The 14,389-nt window shown below is 65.9% G+C and carries 13 protein-coding genes and 1 pseudogene; 6 read left to right on the top strand and 8 right to left on the bottom strand.

Annotation, left to right across the window (positions count from 1 at the left end):
• Positions 1 to 459: 459 nt before the first annotated feature.
• Complete coding sequence (locus Pph01_RS40415; RefSeq protein ID WP_204078560.1) at positions 460 to 2,145, bottom strand: AMP-binding protein; 1,686 nt, start codon at positions 2,143 to 2,145, stop codon at positions 460 to 462.
• A 219-nt stretch (positions 2,146 to 2,364) separates the two neighbouring features.
• Positions 2,365 to 2,685, bottom strand: coding sequence for a plasmid stabilization protein (locus Pph01_RS40420; RefSeq protein ID WP_204078561.1), 321 nt, complete (start codon positions 2,683 to 2,685; stop codon positions 2,365 to 2,367).
• Between Pph01_RS40420 and Pph01_RS40425 the strand changes: the two genes are divergently transcribed.
• Positions 2,684 to 3,166 (top strand): hypothetical protein, encoded by a 483-nt coding sequence (locus tag Pph01_RS40425; protein ID WP_204078562.1) that lies wholly within the window; start codon positions 2,684 to 2,686, stop codon positions 3,164 to 3,166. The genes Pph01_RS40420 and Pph01_RS40425 overlap by 2 nt on opposite strands.
• Positions 3,167 to 3,227: 61 nt before the next feature.
• Here the strand turns inward: Pph01_RS40425 and Pph01_RS40430 are convergent, their stop codons facing one another.
• Complete coding sequence (locus Pph01_RS40430; protein ID WP_204078563.1) at positions 3,228 to 4,217, bottom strand: helix-turn-helix transcriptional regulator; 990 nt, start codon at positions 4,215 to 4,217, stop codon at positions 3,228 to 3,230.
• A gap of 93 nt (positions 4,218 to 4,310) precedes the next feature.
• Here Pph01_RS40430 and Pph01_RS40435 point away from each other — a divergent pair, with 93 nt between their 5' ends.
• Together Pph01_RS40435 and Pph01_RS40440 are read left to right on the top strand one after the other, a co-directional pair.
• Complete coding sequence (locus Pph01_RS40435) at positions 4,311 to 4,709, top strand: VOC family protein (RefSeq protein ID WP_204078564.1); 399 nt, start codon at positions 4,311 to 4,313, stop codon at positions 4,707 to 4,709.
• 416 nt (positions 4,710 to 5,125) lie between these two features.
• Positions 5,126 to 5,968: a TIGR03621 family F420-dependent LLM class oxidoreductase gene (locus tag Pph01_RS40440; RefSeq protein ID WP_204078565.1), complete on the top strand. Its 843-nt coding sequence runs from the start codon at positions 5,126 to 5,128 to the stop codon at positions 5,966 to 5,968.
• A 315-nt stretch (positions 5,969 to 6,283) separates the two neighbouring features.
• On the opposite strand, the gene Pph01_RS40445 is transcribed toward Pph01_RS40440, so the two are convergent.
• The gene (locus Pph01_RS40445) at positions 6,284 to 7,561 is read right to left on the bottom strand and encodes a sensor histidine kinase (protein WP_204078566.1); all 1,278 of its coding nucleotides are present in this window, start codon (positions 7,559 to 7,561) and stop codon (positions 6,284 to 6,286) included.
• Between the two features lie 150 nt (positions 7,562 to 7,711).
• Positions 7,712 to 8,089 (bottom strand): ArsR/SmtB family transcription factor, encoded by a 378-nt coding sequence (locus Pph01_RS40450; protein WP_204078567.1) that lies wholly within the window; start codon positions 8,087 to 8,089, stop codon positions 7,712 to 7,714.
• A 135-nt stretch (positions 8,090 to 8,224) separates the two neighbouring features.
• Here Pph01_RS40450 and Pph01_RS40455 point away from each other — a divergent pair, with 135 nt between their 5' ends.
• On the top strand, positions 8,225 to 9,319 hold the full coding sequence (locus tag Pph01_RS40455) for an NADH:flavin oxidoreductase/NADH oxidase (RefSeq protein ID WP_204078568.1): 1,095 nt from the start codon (positions 8,225 to 8,227) through the stop codon (positions 9,317 to 9,319).
• Between the two features lie 435 nt (positions 9,320 to 9,754).
• Here Pph01_RS40455 and Pph01_RS40460 read toward each other — a convergent pair whose 3' ends face one another.
• Both Pph01_RS40460 and Pph01_RS40465 read right to left on the bottom strand, forming a co-directional pair.
• Positions 9,755 to 10,570 (bottom strand): helix-turn-helix domain-containing protein, encoded by an 816-nt coding sequence (locus Pph01_RS40460; protein WP_204078569.1) that lies wholly within the window; start codon positions 10,568 to 10,570, stop codon positions 9,755 to 9,757.
• 315 nt (positions 10,571 to 10,885) lie between these two features.
• A complete protein-coding gene (locus tag Pph01_RS40465; RefSeq protein WP_204078570.1) occupies positions 10,886 to 11,236 on the bottom strand; it encodes a hypothetical protein in 351 nt (116 codons plus the stop codon).
• A gap of 639 nt (positions 11,237 to 11,875) precedes the next feature.
• On the opposite strand from Pph01_RS40465, the gene Pph01_RS40470 reads away from it, so the two are divergent.
• Positions 11,876 to 12,640 (top strand): hypothetical protein, encoded by a 765-nt coding sequence (locus Pph01_RS40470; RefSeq protein ID WP_204078571.1) that lies wholly within the window; start codon positions 11,876 to 11,878, stop codon positions 12,638 to 12,640.
• A 265-nt stretch (positions 12,641 to 12,905) separates the two neighbouring features.
• Here Pph01_RS40470 and Pph01_RS40475 read toward each other — a convergent pair whose 3' ends face one another.
• Positions 12,906 to 13,610 carry a DNA alkylation repair protein gene (locus tag Pph01_RS40475; protein WP_204078572.1) on the bottom strand — a complete coding sequence of 235 codons (705 nt, stop codon included), beginning with the start codon at positions 13,608 to 13,610 and terminating at the stop codon, positions 12,906 to 12,908.
• Positions 13,611 to 13,764: 154 nt separating this feature from the next.
• Here Pph01_RS40475 and Pph01_RS40480 point away from each other — a divergent pair.
• Positions 13,765 to 14,305, top strand: a pseudogene (locus Pph01_RS40480) (transposase); the annotation flags it as partial.
• Positions 14,306 to 14,389 lie beyond the last annotated feature (84 nt).

Below are 14,389 nucleotides of genomic sequence, written 5' to 3' on the forward strand. Positions count from 1 at the left end.
TCGCCCGGAGGTACTGCGAGACAAACGCGTTTCGGTGGGACAGCGGTCTCCTAGTAGCCCTACCAGGGCAAACGCAGAGTTTGTCAGTAGTTGCGCAGGGTTTTGACAGTGCAGGCGCAGGGTTATGTCGGTGGCACCGAGAGGGAGACCGCTGGCCGGCAGTGGGCTCTCTGTCGCATCGGCTCTGCGTCGTGATCGATAATGCGCCTGACCACGGCAAACATCTCACGCTTGGGTTGCTGGCAGCTTGGCCCACTGACAAAACTCTGCGCATTTACTGTCAGTAGCACTGCGCTCAACAGGGAGACCCGGGTCACCGGCACGGACTGGTACAGCCGTCCCGAGGACCTCGCTGTAGGCCGGGTGCGCTGGACCAAATCCCGGCATCGACACGGCGCTGGTCATCGACGCTACCTGACCTGGTAGGGGGCCTCGCTGGTCGCAGCGCCCCGCGTCCTGCTAGCTCAACTCTGAGCGGAACTGGTCGTCGCGCCACTCGTCGGGCCGCGCCTCGTTCTCGCGCCCACGCAGTTCAACTCGGCGGATCTTGCCGGACAGAGTCTTGGGCAGTTCGGAGAACTCGATGCGGCGTACCCGCTGATAGGGGTTCAACCGCCTGCGAGCGTGCTTGAAGATCGACAGTGCCGTCTCCTTTGTCGGCTCGTGCCCCGGCGCCAGCGCGATGTAGGCCTTGGGTACGGCCAGGCGAATCGGATCCGGCGCCGGAACGACGGCCGCCTCCGCGACTGCGGGGTGCTCGATCAGGACCGATTCCAGCTCGAACGGACTGATCTTGTAGTCACTCGCCTTGAAGACGTCATCGGTGCGCCCGACGTAGAAGATGTATCCCTCGTCGTCGACCGTGGCCACATCGCCGGTGTGGTAATAACCGCCGGCCATCGCCTCGGCCATGCGTTCCGGATCGGACTGGTATCCCTTCATCAGGGACAGCGGTCTGCGGGCCAACTCCAGGCAGATCTCCCCCTCACCCGACCCGGTCAACGGCTTGTGGGTGCCGACGTCGACCAGGACCACGGGAACGCCCGGCAGCGGACGACCCATCGAGCCCAGCTTGACCTCGGTCCCGGGCACGTTGCCGACCTGCGCGGTCGTCTCCGTCTGCCCGAACCCGTCCCGGATCGTCAGCCCCCAGGCACGCCGGACCTGTTCGATCACCTCGGGATTCAACGGCTCCCCGGCGCCGACCGCCTCACGCAGCCCTGGAGGGCGCTCCCCCAACTCCGCCTTGACCAGCATCCGCCACACCGTCGGCGGCGCGCAGAACGAGTTGACCTCACGCGCGCGGATCTGCGTCAGCAGCGCGGCGGCGTCGAAACGGCTGTAGTTGTAGACGAACACGGTTGCCTCGGCGATCCACGGCGCGAAGAAGCATGACCACGCATGTTTGGCCCATCCGGGAGATGAAATGTTCAGGTGTACGTCGCCCGGCTGGATCCCCAGGAAGTACATGGTCGGCAGATGCCCGACCGGATAGGACACCTGGGTGTGCTCGACCAGCTTCGGGCGAGATGTCGTCCCCGAGGTGAAGTAGAGCAACACCGGGTCATCCGCCGACGTCCGCGGATGCTCTGTCGGCGCCCACTCCAGCGTCGCCGCCTCCCGCAGATCGGCCCAGCCGTCAGCCGGCCCGACACTGATCCGCGTGAACGCTCCCTGCACCTCGCCCAGCCGCGCCGTGTCGGCCGCGTTGCAGATCAGATGCCGCGCACCACTGCGGGCGATCCGCTCGGCCACGTCCGCCGCCGTGACGGCGGTCGTGGTGGGCAGCACGACCGCCCCCAACTTCATGATCGCCAGCATCGACTCCCACAGTTCCACCTGATTACCCAGCATCAGGAGAACCGGGTCACCCTTCACCACGCCGTTCGACGCCAGCCACGACGCCAGGCGATCCGACGCCCGAGCCATCTCATCGAAGCTCCGCTCGATCGCCGAACCGTCCTCCTCTACGATCACCAGAGCCGGCCGGTCGTTGCCGCGCGCGATTGCGTCGAACCAGTCGACCGCCCAGTTGAAGCGGTCACCGAGCTGCGGCCACTGGAACTCCGCCACAGCCCGCCTGTAGTCACCCCGCATCGACAGGAGTTGGTCCCGGCTCGCCCGGTAAGCACTGGTCGCGTCCATGGGGGGCTCCTCGGTGGATCGCTCGTAGAGCGAGGATGCACACGTTACGTCTGAGCGGATACCCCCGAACGGGGGTAGTCCCATCAGAACGCGGTACCTCGGAACCGTCCAGGGTCGTTCTGGTCAGGCAAGCCAGAACGCCGGCCAGCACTACTTCGGCCGTTTGCCGAACCGGCAACCGACGACCAAGCCGGTGGTCTCTCCGCACGCCGGGTGATCTCAGTGGAGGGCCTTCTCCAGCTGCGACTTGCTCATGGACGAGCGGCCCTTGATGTTGCGGCGCTTGGCTTCCGCGTAGAGCTGTTCCTTGGTGCGTCCTCCCGCTCCGCTGTGCGACCGCTGCCCGCCACGGCGGGAAGAGGACATGTCTTTGGTGGACGTGCGGCTCGCGGTACGGGACTCACCGGAACGGGCGCGTTCCTTGTTCACGGTGCGGGCGGCGATCTCCTTGGCCCTCTTGTCGCTCTCTCCGCGCTTCTTGGCACTGTCCTTGATGTGCTCGTACTGCCGTTCCCGCTTGGGACTGGACCCACGTGGCATGGTCCTCACCTCGCTGAAGTGGCCTTTCTGCGCGACTACCCGCCATGTTCGGGCTCACATCCTGCCTGCGGAGCACTGCGACAAGCCGGCGCCCGAGGTCCACCGGCCCCAGCCGCCGCAGGGCCAGTACCCGTCCGGCCAATACCCGCAGCCGTACGCCTCCCCTGCGGGGTTCACGCCGGTCCCCCACCCGCAGCAGCCGGCTCACCCGCAGGGCTTCGGTTACTCGCCTGTGCAGATGACGACGGTCAAGCAGCGCGGCTTTAACCCGATCACGCTCCTCATCCACCTGTTCCTGTGGGTCTTCGTGCACTCGTGGCTGATAGTCCTCCCGATCGGGTTCTGGCTGCTCATTGCCATCCCTGTCACGTTCATCGGCTGGAACGTGAAGAAGACCGTGCCTGTCCAGCACATGCCCGGCCAACTGCCCCCCCGCAGTAGCAGCCGACGGCAGAACGCTCCGCACCCCGCTCTCGCCTGAAGGGGCGGGCGCCCTGCTTGTGCGCTGTGCCATCTCATGACATTGGTGCCTCGCTCTCAGGTCAGGCTTGGCGGCCGTAGGACGCGAGGCGTTCGGCGAGCGCGATGACGAGGTCGCGCAGTTCATCGGGGCGCTCGATAACGAACGGCCGGTCGAGTGAGGCGAGTACCGGCGGCAGCCAGTCGAGCCGTGCCGCCCGTAGCTCGACGCGCAGCCAGCGTTCGGCCGCCCGGTCCTGGCCTGTCGCGGGCTCGTGCTCCGCCAGGCTCGCGATGCTGGCGGGAAGGTGGGCGCGGATCTGCTCAACTGTCCCGTGGATCCGCAAGGTCACCTCATGCTGGTACTCAGCCGTGGCGAACCCTGACAACACGCGTTGTGCCGGACCGGGACCCACGGGCGCTTCGAATGAGCCGGGCAGGGTCCTCGCGTCTGCGATGCGCTCGAGCCGGAAGGTTCGGTCCTCGCTGATCCGGGCGTCCTTGCCCGTGACGTACCACCGGCCCGAATGGGCGACGATCCCGTACGCGTGCAGTGTGCGTTCGCTGCGCCGTCCGTTGCGGTCGGTGTAGCGGATAGAGACCGGTCGGCGGTGGCGTACCGCATCGGCGATGGTGAGCAGGACCTCAGAGTCCGGGGTGTCGAACTCGCCGGGCTGATCCGTGAAGGCGAGAGCCTCCAGGAGTGTGTCGAGCCGACGGGCGATGTGCTTGGGCAGCACCCGCCGGATCTTGGCCGATGCCGTCTCGTTTGCCGTGTGCTGCGTCGTCGTCAACCCTGCTCGGCGGCCGGCGACCAGGCCGAGCAGCACGGCCAGCGCCTCATCGTCGCTGAGCATGAGCGGAGGCAAGCGGTACCCGGGAGCGAGCCGGTACCCGCCGTAGCGGCCGCGCACCGATTCCACGGGCACATCGAGGTCGATCAGCTGGTCCACATACCGCCGCACGGTGCGCCCTTCGACGTCGAGCCGGTCGGCGAGTTCGGCCATGGTCCGGGTGCCGCCCGACTGCAGCAGCTCCAGGAGTGTCAGCACGCGGCCAGTGGGTCGAGGCATGTGCACAACTTAACGCGAATACTGGACCGATTCTGTCCACTATTTCTCCTAGCCTGCGACGTGCACGCCTCCAGTACAGCCAAGGAGATCCCTATGGACTTCGTCTCGATCCGCATCATCACCAGCAACGTCGCGCGCCTCGTCGAGTTCTACGAGCGAGCCACAGGGGTGCAGGCGATGTGGGCCACCGACGACTTCGCCGAACTCAAGACCGCGGGCGCGACCCTCGCGATCGCCGGCACCCGCACCGTCCCGCTGTTCGCCCCGGGCTCTGCCCGCCCGGCGGACAACCACAGCGTGATCACCGAGTTCCTCGTCGACGACGTGGACCGCGTTCACCGGAACCTGACCGGCTTCGTCACCGACTTCGTCAACGAGCCCACCACGATGCCCTGGGGCAACCGGTCGCTGCTGTTCCGCGACCCCGACGGCAACCTCGTCAACTTCTTCACCCCCGTCACCCCAGCGGCCATCGAAAAGTTCGCACGTTGACGCCACGCACAGTCGCTCACGCGGGAGCCCTGAGATCCCAGGGCTCCCGATGAACGCGTCCGCCGAGTCCAGGAGCGCCACCAGCCGGCTGCTTGACATCCATAGGAGCATCGGGACGAACGGGCAAGGTGCGGCGAACCCCCTTCACACCGATCGCTGCCGCCTCTTCGACCGGCTGGCGGAGAAGTAACGGTGCTACCGTTATCGCCGTACCGATAATTCACCTATTCGCACACAAATAGTGCATTTCGCCTGGTAGGGCGGTACATGGCAGGCGAACCATCGCCTGTGGCCCGGGACATCGTCACATCGGCGGCGGGTGCCGGTTCGTGGCTTGTGGCGAAGGGCGGCCTGGCAGGGAGCCGGCAGTCGGACGCGTGTCCACGTAGTGCCTTCATCTTTCTCGAAAGGTTGTCATGAGCTCTCCTTCGTTCCGCTTCGGAGCCGCTCTCCTCAGTTCCGGATCCTCACGTTCGAAGTGGATCGCCCGGGTGCAGGAGGTCAAGGATCTGGGGTACGACGTCCTGCAGGCGGGCGACCATTTCGGCATGCCGGCGCCGTTCCCGTCGCTGGTGGCGGCGGGCGAGGTGCCCGGGATCGGGCTGGGAACGTACGTGCTCAACGCCGGGATCCAGCACCCCGCATACCTCGCCCGGGATGTGGCCGACATCTGGCGGCTCACTGACGGCCGGCTGGAGCTGGGGCTGGGCGCCGGCTACGTGCCGGCGGAGTTCGAGGCGGCGGGCCTGCCGTTCGGCACGCCGGGGTCGCGGCTGCGCAGGCTCGAAGAGGTGGTCACCGAACTGCGGAAACTGCTGGCTGCCCAGCCCGACACGCCGCGACCGCCGATCTTGCTGGCCGGTGCGGGCGACCGCATGATGTCGATGGCGGCCCGTACCGCCGACATCATCAGTTTCTCCATCGTGGCCGGGTTTGGCACGGGCACCCCGGAGGAGGCTCTGGCCTCCCGGGTGCAGCGGGTCCGGGAAGCGGCGGGCGAGCGGATCGCCGACATCAAGCTGAACCTCTTCGTGGCCGGCGTCGGCGCCAAGGTGGCCGACATCGACCTGTCGATGCTCAGCACGGCCATGGGCGTGCCGCCCGAGACACTGGCGGAACTGCCCAGCGTCCTGATCGGCTCGCCGCAGCAGATTGCCGACACCCTGCTGCGGTACCGCGAGGAGTACGGCATCAGCTACATCAGCGTCATGGAGGATCACATGAGGACGTTCGCCGAGGTCATTCCGCTGCTGCGATGACCGCCGGCATTCGTCCAGAACGCGGCGGGCGGCATCGCCGCGTCTGTCTGGATGAGCCGGCACCAGTGGACAGTGACCCGCACTGTCACCGTCCGCCGCGATGACCGATGGGAGCGCAAGTACAAAGACGGACCAGGGCTGGCCGGACTCGACTGGGTCAACAGCACCGCGACCGCCGCGAGACGATCGCCGCGCTCTGGACCAGAAAGGCCATCAAGCGGTGTCCCGCCCGGCCTGCTCGACGAGTCCAGGGCCCTTTCAAGATCGTTACCTATGTAGCTTGCGGGAAGTCCGCCCGTCTTGTCGCGACAGACTCTAGGCCGCGAAGGGGAGCCGGAGAACGAAGCGGGCACCGGTGGGGTGGTCGGCGACATACAGATGCCCGCCGTAGGCGATGGCGATCTCACGGGCGATGGCCAGCCCGAGCCCAGAGCCGCCGGGATCCCTGCGGCGGGCATCGTCCAGACGGCAGTGGCGTTCGAAGACTCTTTCGCGGTCAGCTGGAGCAATGCCGGCGCCGTTGTCGATGACTTCTATGACCGCGTTCGGCGGATCGGCGGCGACGATGATCTCGATCGTCGTAGAGGCGTGCCGTTCGGCGTTGTCGATCAGGTTGCCCAGGAGGCGGGCGAGCCGGGTCCGGGATGCCTGCACCACCACCTGCTCATCCAGCCGGGTAACGACGGCGACGGTCAGACTGCGGCGTTCCAGTTCGTCCGTCACCAGGTGGGCGAGGTCCACCCGTTCGGTGGCGGCGGGCAGTGCGGTGTCCAGGCGGGCGAGTTCCAGCAGGTCGGCCACGATGTCGTTGAGTCGCTCGGCGTCCAATTGCAGCCTGTGCAGGGTTGATTGCAGGTCGATGTGAGGCTCTGAGTGTGCGAGCTCAAGCTCGATCAGCAGCCCGGTGATCGGGTTACGCAGATCGTGTGAGGCGTCCAACAGGAACCGCCGCTGCCGGTCGGCGGCTTCTCGTAACGCCGACGCGGTCTGTTTGAGGTTCTCGTTGCACGCTTTGACCTCGCGCGCACGGACGTAGACGTCCTTCCTGATCGCCTCAAGCTCAGGTCGTGCCTCCATGACGCCACGCTTGCCCGACCGCCTCAGCTGCTGAAGGAAGTCAGTGACCTCCTCCGTGCGGTGGATGATCAGTTCCACTTCGCCGTCGGGGCCCAGGATGGGCGTGCTGATCGTGCTCCAGTACCGCTCGACGAACATCCCCGAACTGCAGTTCGTCTCGATGTCGAATCTCTGCAACGGCATGTCGTCCGGTTCGCCGGTGGCGATAACCCGTTCCAGCGATGCACGCAGGCTCAACGGCCCCTGCACGTCAGGATCGTGGGGAAGGTTCGGATTGCAGGGGAAGGCGGTGAAGAGGTGCCTGCCGAGCACGTCGGCCGGGCTCCGCCCGGTCGCCTTCAGAAAGGAGTCACTGGCTGCCACCACGACGAAGTCCGGCGTCAGTAACAGTGCCGGGAGCACGAGGAGCTTGAACACCGCCCGGTAATCAATCTCCCGATCCTCGCAATCCATATCACCTCTTCCCATACCTCCCGAAGTTATGAGACGCCTTGCGCAGGAGTCAAAGGAACGCATTTGTACATTTCGGCAGGTAAGGGGTGCTGGTCGACGGCCCGGCAGTGGTGCGGCGCAGTTGACGGGGGCACCAGCAGTAACATTTTCACCGAGTACGACTCCCGGCACAAAAGGGCCAAGCGGGGGCGTGCTGATCCGCCCCGGCCGGCCTCACTCACCCTGATGCGTACGAGGCCGCCCGGCACCGGATGTGGATCCCTGGTCTCTCCGCGGCCGTTTGGCGGCTGCGGAGACGACACTGTCGAGCAGGCATGGAAACAGCGCGTCGAGGTCGGCCTTGCGCAGGGAGTTCATCTTCGCGGTGCCTTGATAGACCTGGTTGATGACCCCGGCCTCGCGCAGGACGCGGTAGTGATGCGTCCCGGTGGACTTGCTGACGGCGAGGTCGATCTCCGAGCACGCGGCCTCGCCCTCGGTCCTGGCGAGAAAGCACACCACCTCCAGGCGCGCGGGATCGGCGAGCGCGTGCAGTACCGCCTCCAGCCGGATCTCCTCGACGCTCGGATGCTCTAGGACCCTGACGGACATCGGCACTCCCTCACCTCGCACTGCCCTCGATACTACGGCAATCATCGTAATACGATGATCGCCGTAGTACGATGGTCGTCGTAGTATGGTGGTTGTCGTACTAGGAGACGATGTCGAACGAACCGAGGGGCACCCATGCTGTTCGACCCCATCACCCTGCGCTCCCTGACAGTCCCCAACCGTGTCTGGATGTCGCCGATGTGCCAGTACTCGGCCGCGACGGACGGCCCGGAGGCGGGAGTGCCGCACGACTGGCACCTCTCCCACCTGGCGGCTCGGGCGGTGGGCGGAACCGGGCTGATCTTCACCGAAGCCACATCGGTCTCCCCGGAGGGCCGGATCAGTCCCGGGGACCTGGGGCTGTGGAACGGACGCCAGGAGCATGCGTTCACCCGTATCACCCGGTTCCTCAGCCGACACGGCACGGTACCTGGCATTCAGCTCGCGCACGCCGGGCGCAAGGCGTCCACGGACCGGCCATGGCGCGGCGGCCAGCCGATCGCCGTCGCCGACGGCGGCTGGCGGCCTGTCGCGCCGAGCCCGATCCCGTTCGCCAAGGGTCACCCGGTGCCGCGAGAGCTGACGGTGGAGGAGATCCAGCGCGTCGTGGACGACTTCGTCCGGGCGGCGCAGCGTGCCCTGCGAGCGGGTTTCCGGGTGGTGGAGGTGCACGGCGGGCACGGTTACCTGATCGGCGAGTTCCTCTCTCCGCACAGCAACCACCGCACCGACGCCTACGGCGGCCCGTTCGAGAACCGCATCCGTCTCGCACTGGAAATCGTCGACGCCGTACGCGCCGTCTGGCCCGAGGAACTCCCGGTGTTCTTCCGCGTCTCGGCCACCGACTGGCTCACCGAGAACCCCGACGACGAGCGCGAAGGCTGGACCGTGGACGATACCGTGCGCCTGGCCAAGGAACTGTTCTCCCACCGCGTCGACCTGCTCGACACCTCCAGCGGAGGAAACGCGCCCGGCGCGAGGATCCTCACCGGCCCCGGCTACCAGGTGCCGTTCGCGGCCCGGGTCCGCGCCGAGACCGGCATGCCGGTGGCCGCCGTCGGCCAGATCACCGAGCCGCACCAGGCCGAGGAGATCCTCACCTCAGGCCAGGCCGACGCCGTCCTGCTCGGCCGCGAGCTCCTGCGCGACCCCCACTGGCCGCACCGGGCTGCCCGCGAGCTGGGGGTCGCGCCCCTCCCCTGGCCTGACCAGTACGACTACGCCCTCTGACCACAGAGGATCTCCTCGACGGTCTTGAGGCCAGTAACAGGGCCGGTGAATGGCGTTCCCGCTCTCGGCCCAACCGGTGATGTCGCGTTCGAGTTCCTTCTTGATGGGGGGCGTCGGGTCAGACCGGCGCGGCCGCTACTGCGGGGTCGGACGGTGCCGGATTGGGCAGCGCCAGATAGCAGCACTTGCACAACAACGTCGTCGAGTCGACGGACAGGACCGCGATCCAGCGGCTGGTCCGCCGTGCGGCGCACCGACGGCAGGCGAACTGGATGGCGCTGCTGACCTGATGCAGCTACACCTCGCCACGCCGTGAGGGTGACACCGATGGGGGCGGTCTTGGATCCGGAGACGCGGGCGGTCTCTCGGGTGGTGCGGGGGCCCGCTCGTTTCATGATCAGGTTACGGGAGTGTGCTAGCTGAGTTGGGTCCTACTCAGCGCCGGCTGGCAGACAACCTGGCCAGGGCGTCGTCGGATGGGGTGCCGGGCTCGGCATGTGCGACAAAGAGTCGCTGGCCGGGGGCACCGTCGATGGCGAACGTCGCAAGCCAGAGAGTCAGATCGCCGACGCGATGATGGTGGTAGCGCCCTATATCATGCGCTTTGATCCGTATGTCATAATTTTCCCATATTCGGCGAAAGTCCTCGCTTGCGAGCGATAGCTCCTCCACTAGGGCGAGAACCGATGGGTCGTCGAGGTCTGCACCGACTGCGGCGCGCATATGGGCGACCATGAACCGTGCCTCGCGTTCCCAGTCGAGGAAGACTTCTCGTGACGCCGGGTTGAGGAAGTTCAGTCGAAGCAGGTTGTCACTATAGGACAAATCCTCAAGGAAGGCTGCGGCCGCGGCGTTTTGCGCGAGCACATCTAACCGGCGGTTTACCACAAACGCCAGGGCATGCTCCCAGTTGTTCACGAGGCGTAGAACGGACGGGGAGACGCGGTCGGCCACATGCGTACGTCTGAAACTTCCTCGCGTAGAACGGGCAAGCTCATACAGGTGTTCTGTGGCCTCGTAGTCAAGGCCGAAGACCCCGGCCAAGGCGTTTAGCACAGCATCGGAGGGGCTGCGTTCCCTTCCCTGCTCCAGTCGCATGTAGTAGTCGACGCTGACTCCTGCCAGCATTGCGACCTCGCCGCGGCGCAACCCTGGCGTGCGGCGGCTGCCCGCACCTCGCAGTAGCCCCGCCCGTTCGACGGTTGTCGCCTGCCGTCGGGCACGGAGGAACTCGCCTAAGAGGCTTTCCACGCCAGACACAGTAAGAAGTTCTATGGCAAGGTATGGCAAAGCGGTCACTACTTGTCAGTAACTTGAAGGGATGGTTCACTCTCGCGAGTGATCTTCCGGGGCCATATCGGGCCCCTGATCGTGAGCTTCGCCAGGTGCCCGTGCTCGTCGGCCGGTCATGGTGTCCAAGGCACCAGGACGCCAGCGAGCACGGGCGTGGTTTCGTTAGGCGCTCACGTTCCGACCATCAGGTCGGGACGTCCGCGCGATTCGGCGACGTATTAGCCGGCGGTGACGGGCCCGGGAGCACCCGGAACACCCGTGCCTGGGGCCGTATTAGTCCTCGGCCTCGGCCTTGGACTCGGACTCGTCGTCCTGCTTCTGCCACGGGGTGGCGTCGTTGTCGTGCTTCTGGAACGGCGTCACGACCAGGGTGAAGTCACGCAGCAGGTGCTGACGCTGGAACTCGTGCTGGCGCTCGTGCTGCCACTGGCGGAGGTGGTTCCGGTTGTGGTTGCTGTTCCGCTGGCCGCGGCCCCAACCGCCGCCGCAGCCGCCGCCGCAGCCGCCCATGACGGTGGTGGCGTTCGCGGTGCCGGCGGTGACAGCGGTGCCGAGAGCGACGGCTCCGCCGGTCAGCGCGGTGCTGATGGCGAGAACCCCGACGAGGCTCTTGAAGTTAGGCATGCTATTTCCCCTTTTGACAACTTTACCTTTGCGCTAACTTTCCCCTGGAATTAGGGAAACGCACCTATGGCCATGCTTAGTGCGCCATAAGCGCATTGCCTTATTTTCCGTGCCGAGCGGCCGATAAACGATAGTCGATGGCTTTTGTTGTTCGCTTATCTCTTTATTGACTACGCTGACCTACAGTGAGCGTAATTGATGCGAAATGGACTTTATGTCGGATCTAATACGTCCGGATATGGGCGATATTTCGCTTCCCTGATGAGCTGTGCCGTCGCGGTTCCCTCAGGGGCAATGCCTGCACCGGAGGGGACCTCGTCGAGGGAATAGCACATACCAGCGCGCCGAAAGCGTGGGCCTAGGGACCGGTGCCGTGCCACGACGGATGCCGCTCGCGATTACGAATGCCATATGACAACCAGATCGGCCTTGGTAAGTACCGCCTCATATGGGAGGACATGACCGCTTAGTTCTAGCGGGGCGTACCGCTGCGGCATAACGATCGGAGCATCCGTACGGCGAAGCACAGCGAGGTCGGTTGGTATGGCGCGTATACGAGGGGTGAGATGGTCACGCCGGCGCCTGATCGAGGCCGGCGATGTGCCAGTGCAAGCGGCCCTACCGTCACGAGTCGAGTCGTTGGAACAGCGCCTGTCCCAGCTTCGCGAGCCACGTCCGCGAGCTGGTGGATCAGCTTGGCCGTGCTGGCGGTGGCCGCCACGCCTGACTGCCTGGCTGCTGTTACACGGCCTGCCCGCGCCGGCCATCCCCACCGGGAACTCCAGCAACGCCAGCCCTGCTCCGACCCCACTTGGTCCCGCAAGCATCCAGGTCTCGACCGCGATCAGCGAGGCCGTCAGTACCGCGCTGACCGCCGGTACCGCGGTGGGTGCCGCGTTCACCCTGGCACTCGCATTTCGGCGGCAACGCCATCAGGAACTCACGATGGTGCTGACGGCCCTGCAGGCAGAGCGCGATGCGGCGTTCGCCGAACGGGATGCTGAGCGGGACGCCGCGCACGCCGAGCGCGTCGCCGAACACACCAGACAGGACGCGCTCGAGCGGCGAATCACGGATCTGTACACCAAGGCCGCCGAACAGCTTGGTCACTCGCAAGCCGCAGTCCGATTGGCTGGCTTGTACTCGCTGGAGCGCCTGGCGCAAGACAACGTGAGCCTACGACAGACCGTCGTGAACGTCATCTGCGCGTACCTGCGCACGCCATACACCCCGCTGGCGGAGATCGACCAGGCGAGGGCTCGCCGGATGGCGTTGCGGGAGGCGCGCCGCCGCTACCGCGCTTTCCGGACAGAGAGGATCACTGGGGCTCCGCTGTCCTCTTCGATGGGGCGACCTTCTCCGGAAAAGCCACGTTCAACGACGTGCGTGATCCGACGAAGGTAAAGCTGGAAGGCGCCAAAGTGATCGATCCCCGGGCGCCGCACAACTGGCCGGCCGGATGGGAGCTCAAGCCTGCACGGACCGGGTCTGGGGCGGTGCTCACACAGGAGCAGGAGTCCGCGAGTAGCAACCCGTTAGCGGGCAGCGGCGGAGCTCCGCCCAGCGGCAGAATCGCCGAACCGTCTACTCCTGAGTAGCTTACGGGAAGTCGAACTGAATACCCTCATAACGTATACGGTCTCCGCGAGGTATATAGGCACCCCCACCCCTACCGTGCCCTCACGAATCGCGCCCGCTCGCCCGGCGAGAGCCGCTCCGTCGCATAGCGGACTGTGATGCGCGGCAGCTCGGCGAGATGCCTCGCGAGGAACGCCACCATCAGCGGCTCGTCCCGGCGGCCGATCTCTCGCAGCATCCAGCCGAGCGCCTTGTGGATCAGCGGTTCCTGATCCTGACACAACGTGTGGACCAGGTGGAACGTTGGCTCGAAGCGCCCCTCGCGAATCAGCGCCAACGTGGCCAGCACCGCGATCCTGCGGTCCCATAGCCACGACGACGCGGCCAGTTCGTTCAGAACATCCAGGACGTCCAAAGGCCCATCCAAAAGCCACGGCCCGAGCACGACGTGCGCGGAACCGTCCACTAGGTCCCAGTTGTCCACGCAGTCGGTACGCGCCAGGTAGAAGTCGACCAGAGCCTTGCGATCCGCACCACGCGCCGTCCGCACCTGCTCGGCCAGGATGAGGAGCCCAGCGAACCGCTCCTCGTGGACGCGGCTGTGTAGCAGCACATCCACATCCTTAAGCACCATGTTGCGGTACGCACGGGCCAGCCTGCGCAGCACCGGCACCCGGACGCCCAGCAGTTCGTCGTCGCCCGCGGGGCTAAGCACCCGCAACTGCTGTGCGCGGACCCCGGGCTCCGCCAGATCCCGCAGCTCGGCTCGTAATGCCTCGAGCGAAACGATCGTCATGACGGCGGACGTTAGCGCAGGACACCGCCATCCGCCGCCGTGGTCCGGCCTAGGGCTTGTACGGAGTTGAGATCAGAGCGATTCGCCTGCGCTTGGGTCTGCGACCCTGGTAGGCCAGCGCCATGGCTAAGACCTCACCGACGAGGAATGGTCGTTGATCGAGCCTCATCTGCCGCTGGGTGAGCGAGGCCCGATCCCCGACCTATGGCAGCAGTTCAACGCCGTGATGTGGCGGTTTCGCACCAGCAGTCCGTGGCGGGATCTGCCCGCCGAGTACGGGCCCTGGTCCACGGTCTTGACCGGTTCCGGTCATGGGCGATGGCGGGAGTTTTCGAGCAGCTGATGCAGGCAATGATCGCCGAGGCCGCGGCCCGGGGGCAGGTCGACCTCGACCTGGCCACCGTGGACTCCACCACGTCCGTGCCTACCTGCGCCGGCGCGGTATCAAGCCGGTCATTCCGGAGAAGGCCGACCAGGCGGCCCACCACAAGAAGCGCAGCTCCCATGGTGGCCGCCCGGTCAGTCACGATCCCGATCTCTACAAGGAGCGCAACACGGCGGAACGCTGCATCAATCGGATCAAAGAGTGGCGCGGGTTGGCCTTCCGCTTCGACAAGACGCCCAGAAGCTACCTGGGCGGTCTTCATTTACGCGGAGCCATCTTGTGGATGAGAAGTCTTCAATCCGAACTCCGTACAGGTCCTAGTAGCGGCGGGCTCCTGGCCTGGCCGTGCGCCACGACGGTAGGGATTACTTTCCGGTACCCGAACGCGAACTCG

The organism is Planotetraspora phitsanulokensis (assembly GCF_016863295.1).
GTDB lineage: Bacteria > Actinomycetota > Actinomycetes > Streptosporangiales > Streptosporangiaceae > Planotetraspora > Planotetraspora phitsanulokensis.

What these genes read in the sequence shown, in the direction of transcription:
- Pph01_RS40415 (WP_204078560.1), bottom strand. Translation starts at nt 2,145, where the DNA reads ATGGACGCGACCAGTGCTTACCGGGCGAGCCGGGACCAACTCCTGTCG.
- Pph01_RS40425 (WP_204078562.1), top strand. Translation starts at nt 2,684, where the DNA reads ATGGTCCTCACCTCGCTGAAGTGGCCTTTCTGCGCGACTACCCGCCAT.
- Pph01_RS40420 (WP_204078561.1), bottom strand. Translation starts at nt 2,685, where the DNA reads ATGCCACGTGGGTCCAGTCCCAAGCGGGAACGGCAGTACGAGCACATC.
- Pph01_RS40430 (WP_204078563.1), bottom strand. Translation starts at nt 4,217, where the DNA reads ATGCCTCGACCCACTGGCCGCGTGCTGACACTCCTGGAGCTGCTGCAG.
- Pph01_RS40435 (WP_204078564.1), top strand. Translation starts at nt 4,311, where the DNA reads ATGGACTTCGTCTCGATCCGCATCATCACCAGCAACGTCGCGCGCCTC.
- Pph01_RS40440 (WP_204078565.1), top strand. Translation starts at nt 5,126, where the DNA reads ATGAGCTCTCCTTCGTTCCGCTTCGGAGCCGCTCTCCTCAGTTCCGGA.
- Pph01_RS40445 (WP_204078566.1), bottom strand. Translation starts at nt 7,561, where the DNA reads ATGCGTTCCTTTGACTCCTGCGCAAGGCGTCTCATAACTTCGGGAGGT.
- Pph01_RS40450 (WP_204078567.1), bottom strand. Translation starts at nt 8,089, where the DNA reads ATGTCCGTCAGGGTCCTAGAGCATCCGAGCGTCGAGGAGATCCGGCTG.
- Pph01_RS40455 (WP_204078568.1), top strand. Translation starts at nt 8,225, where the DNA reads ATGCTGTTCGACCCCATCACCCTGCGCTCCCTGACAGTCCCCAACCGT.
- Pph01_RS40465 (WP_204078570.1), bottom strand. Translation starts at nt 11,236, where the DNA reads ATGCCTAACTTCAAGAGCCTCGTCGGGGTTCTCGCCATCAGCACCGCG.
- Pph01_RS40475 (WP_204078572.1), bottom strand. Translation starts at nt 13,610, where the DNA reads ATGACGATCGTTTCGCTCGAGGCATTACGAGCCGAGCTGCGGGATCTG.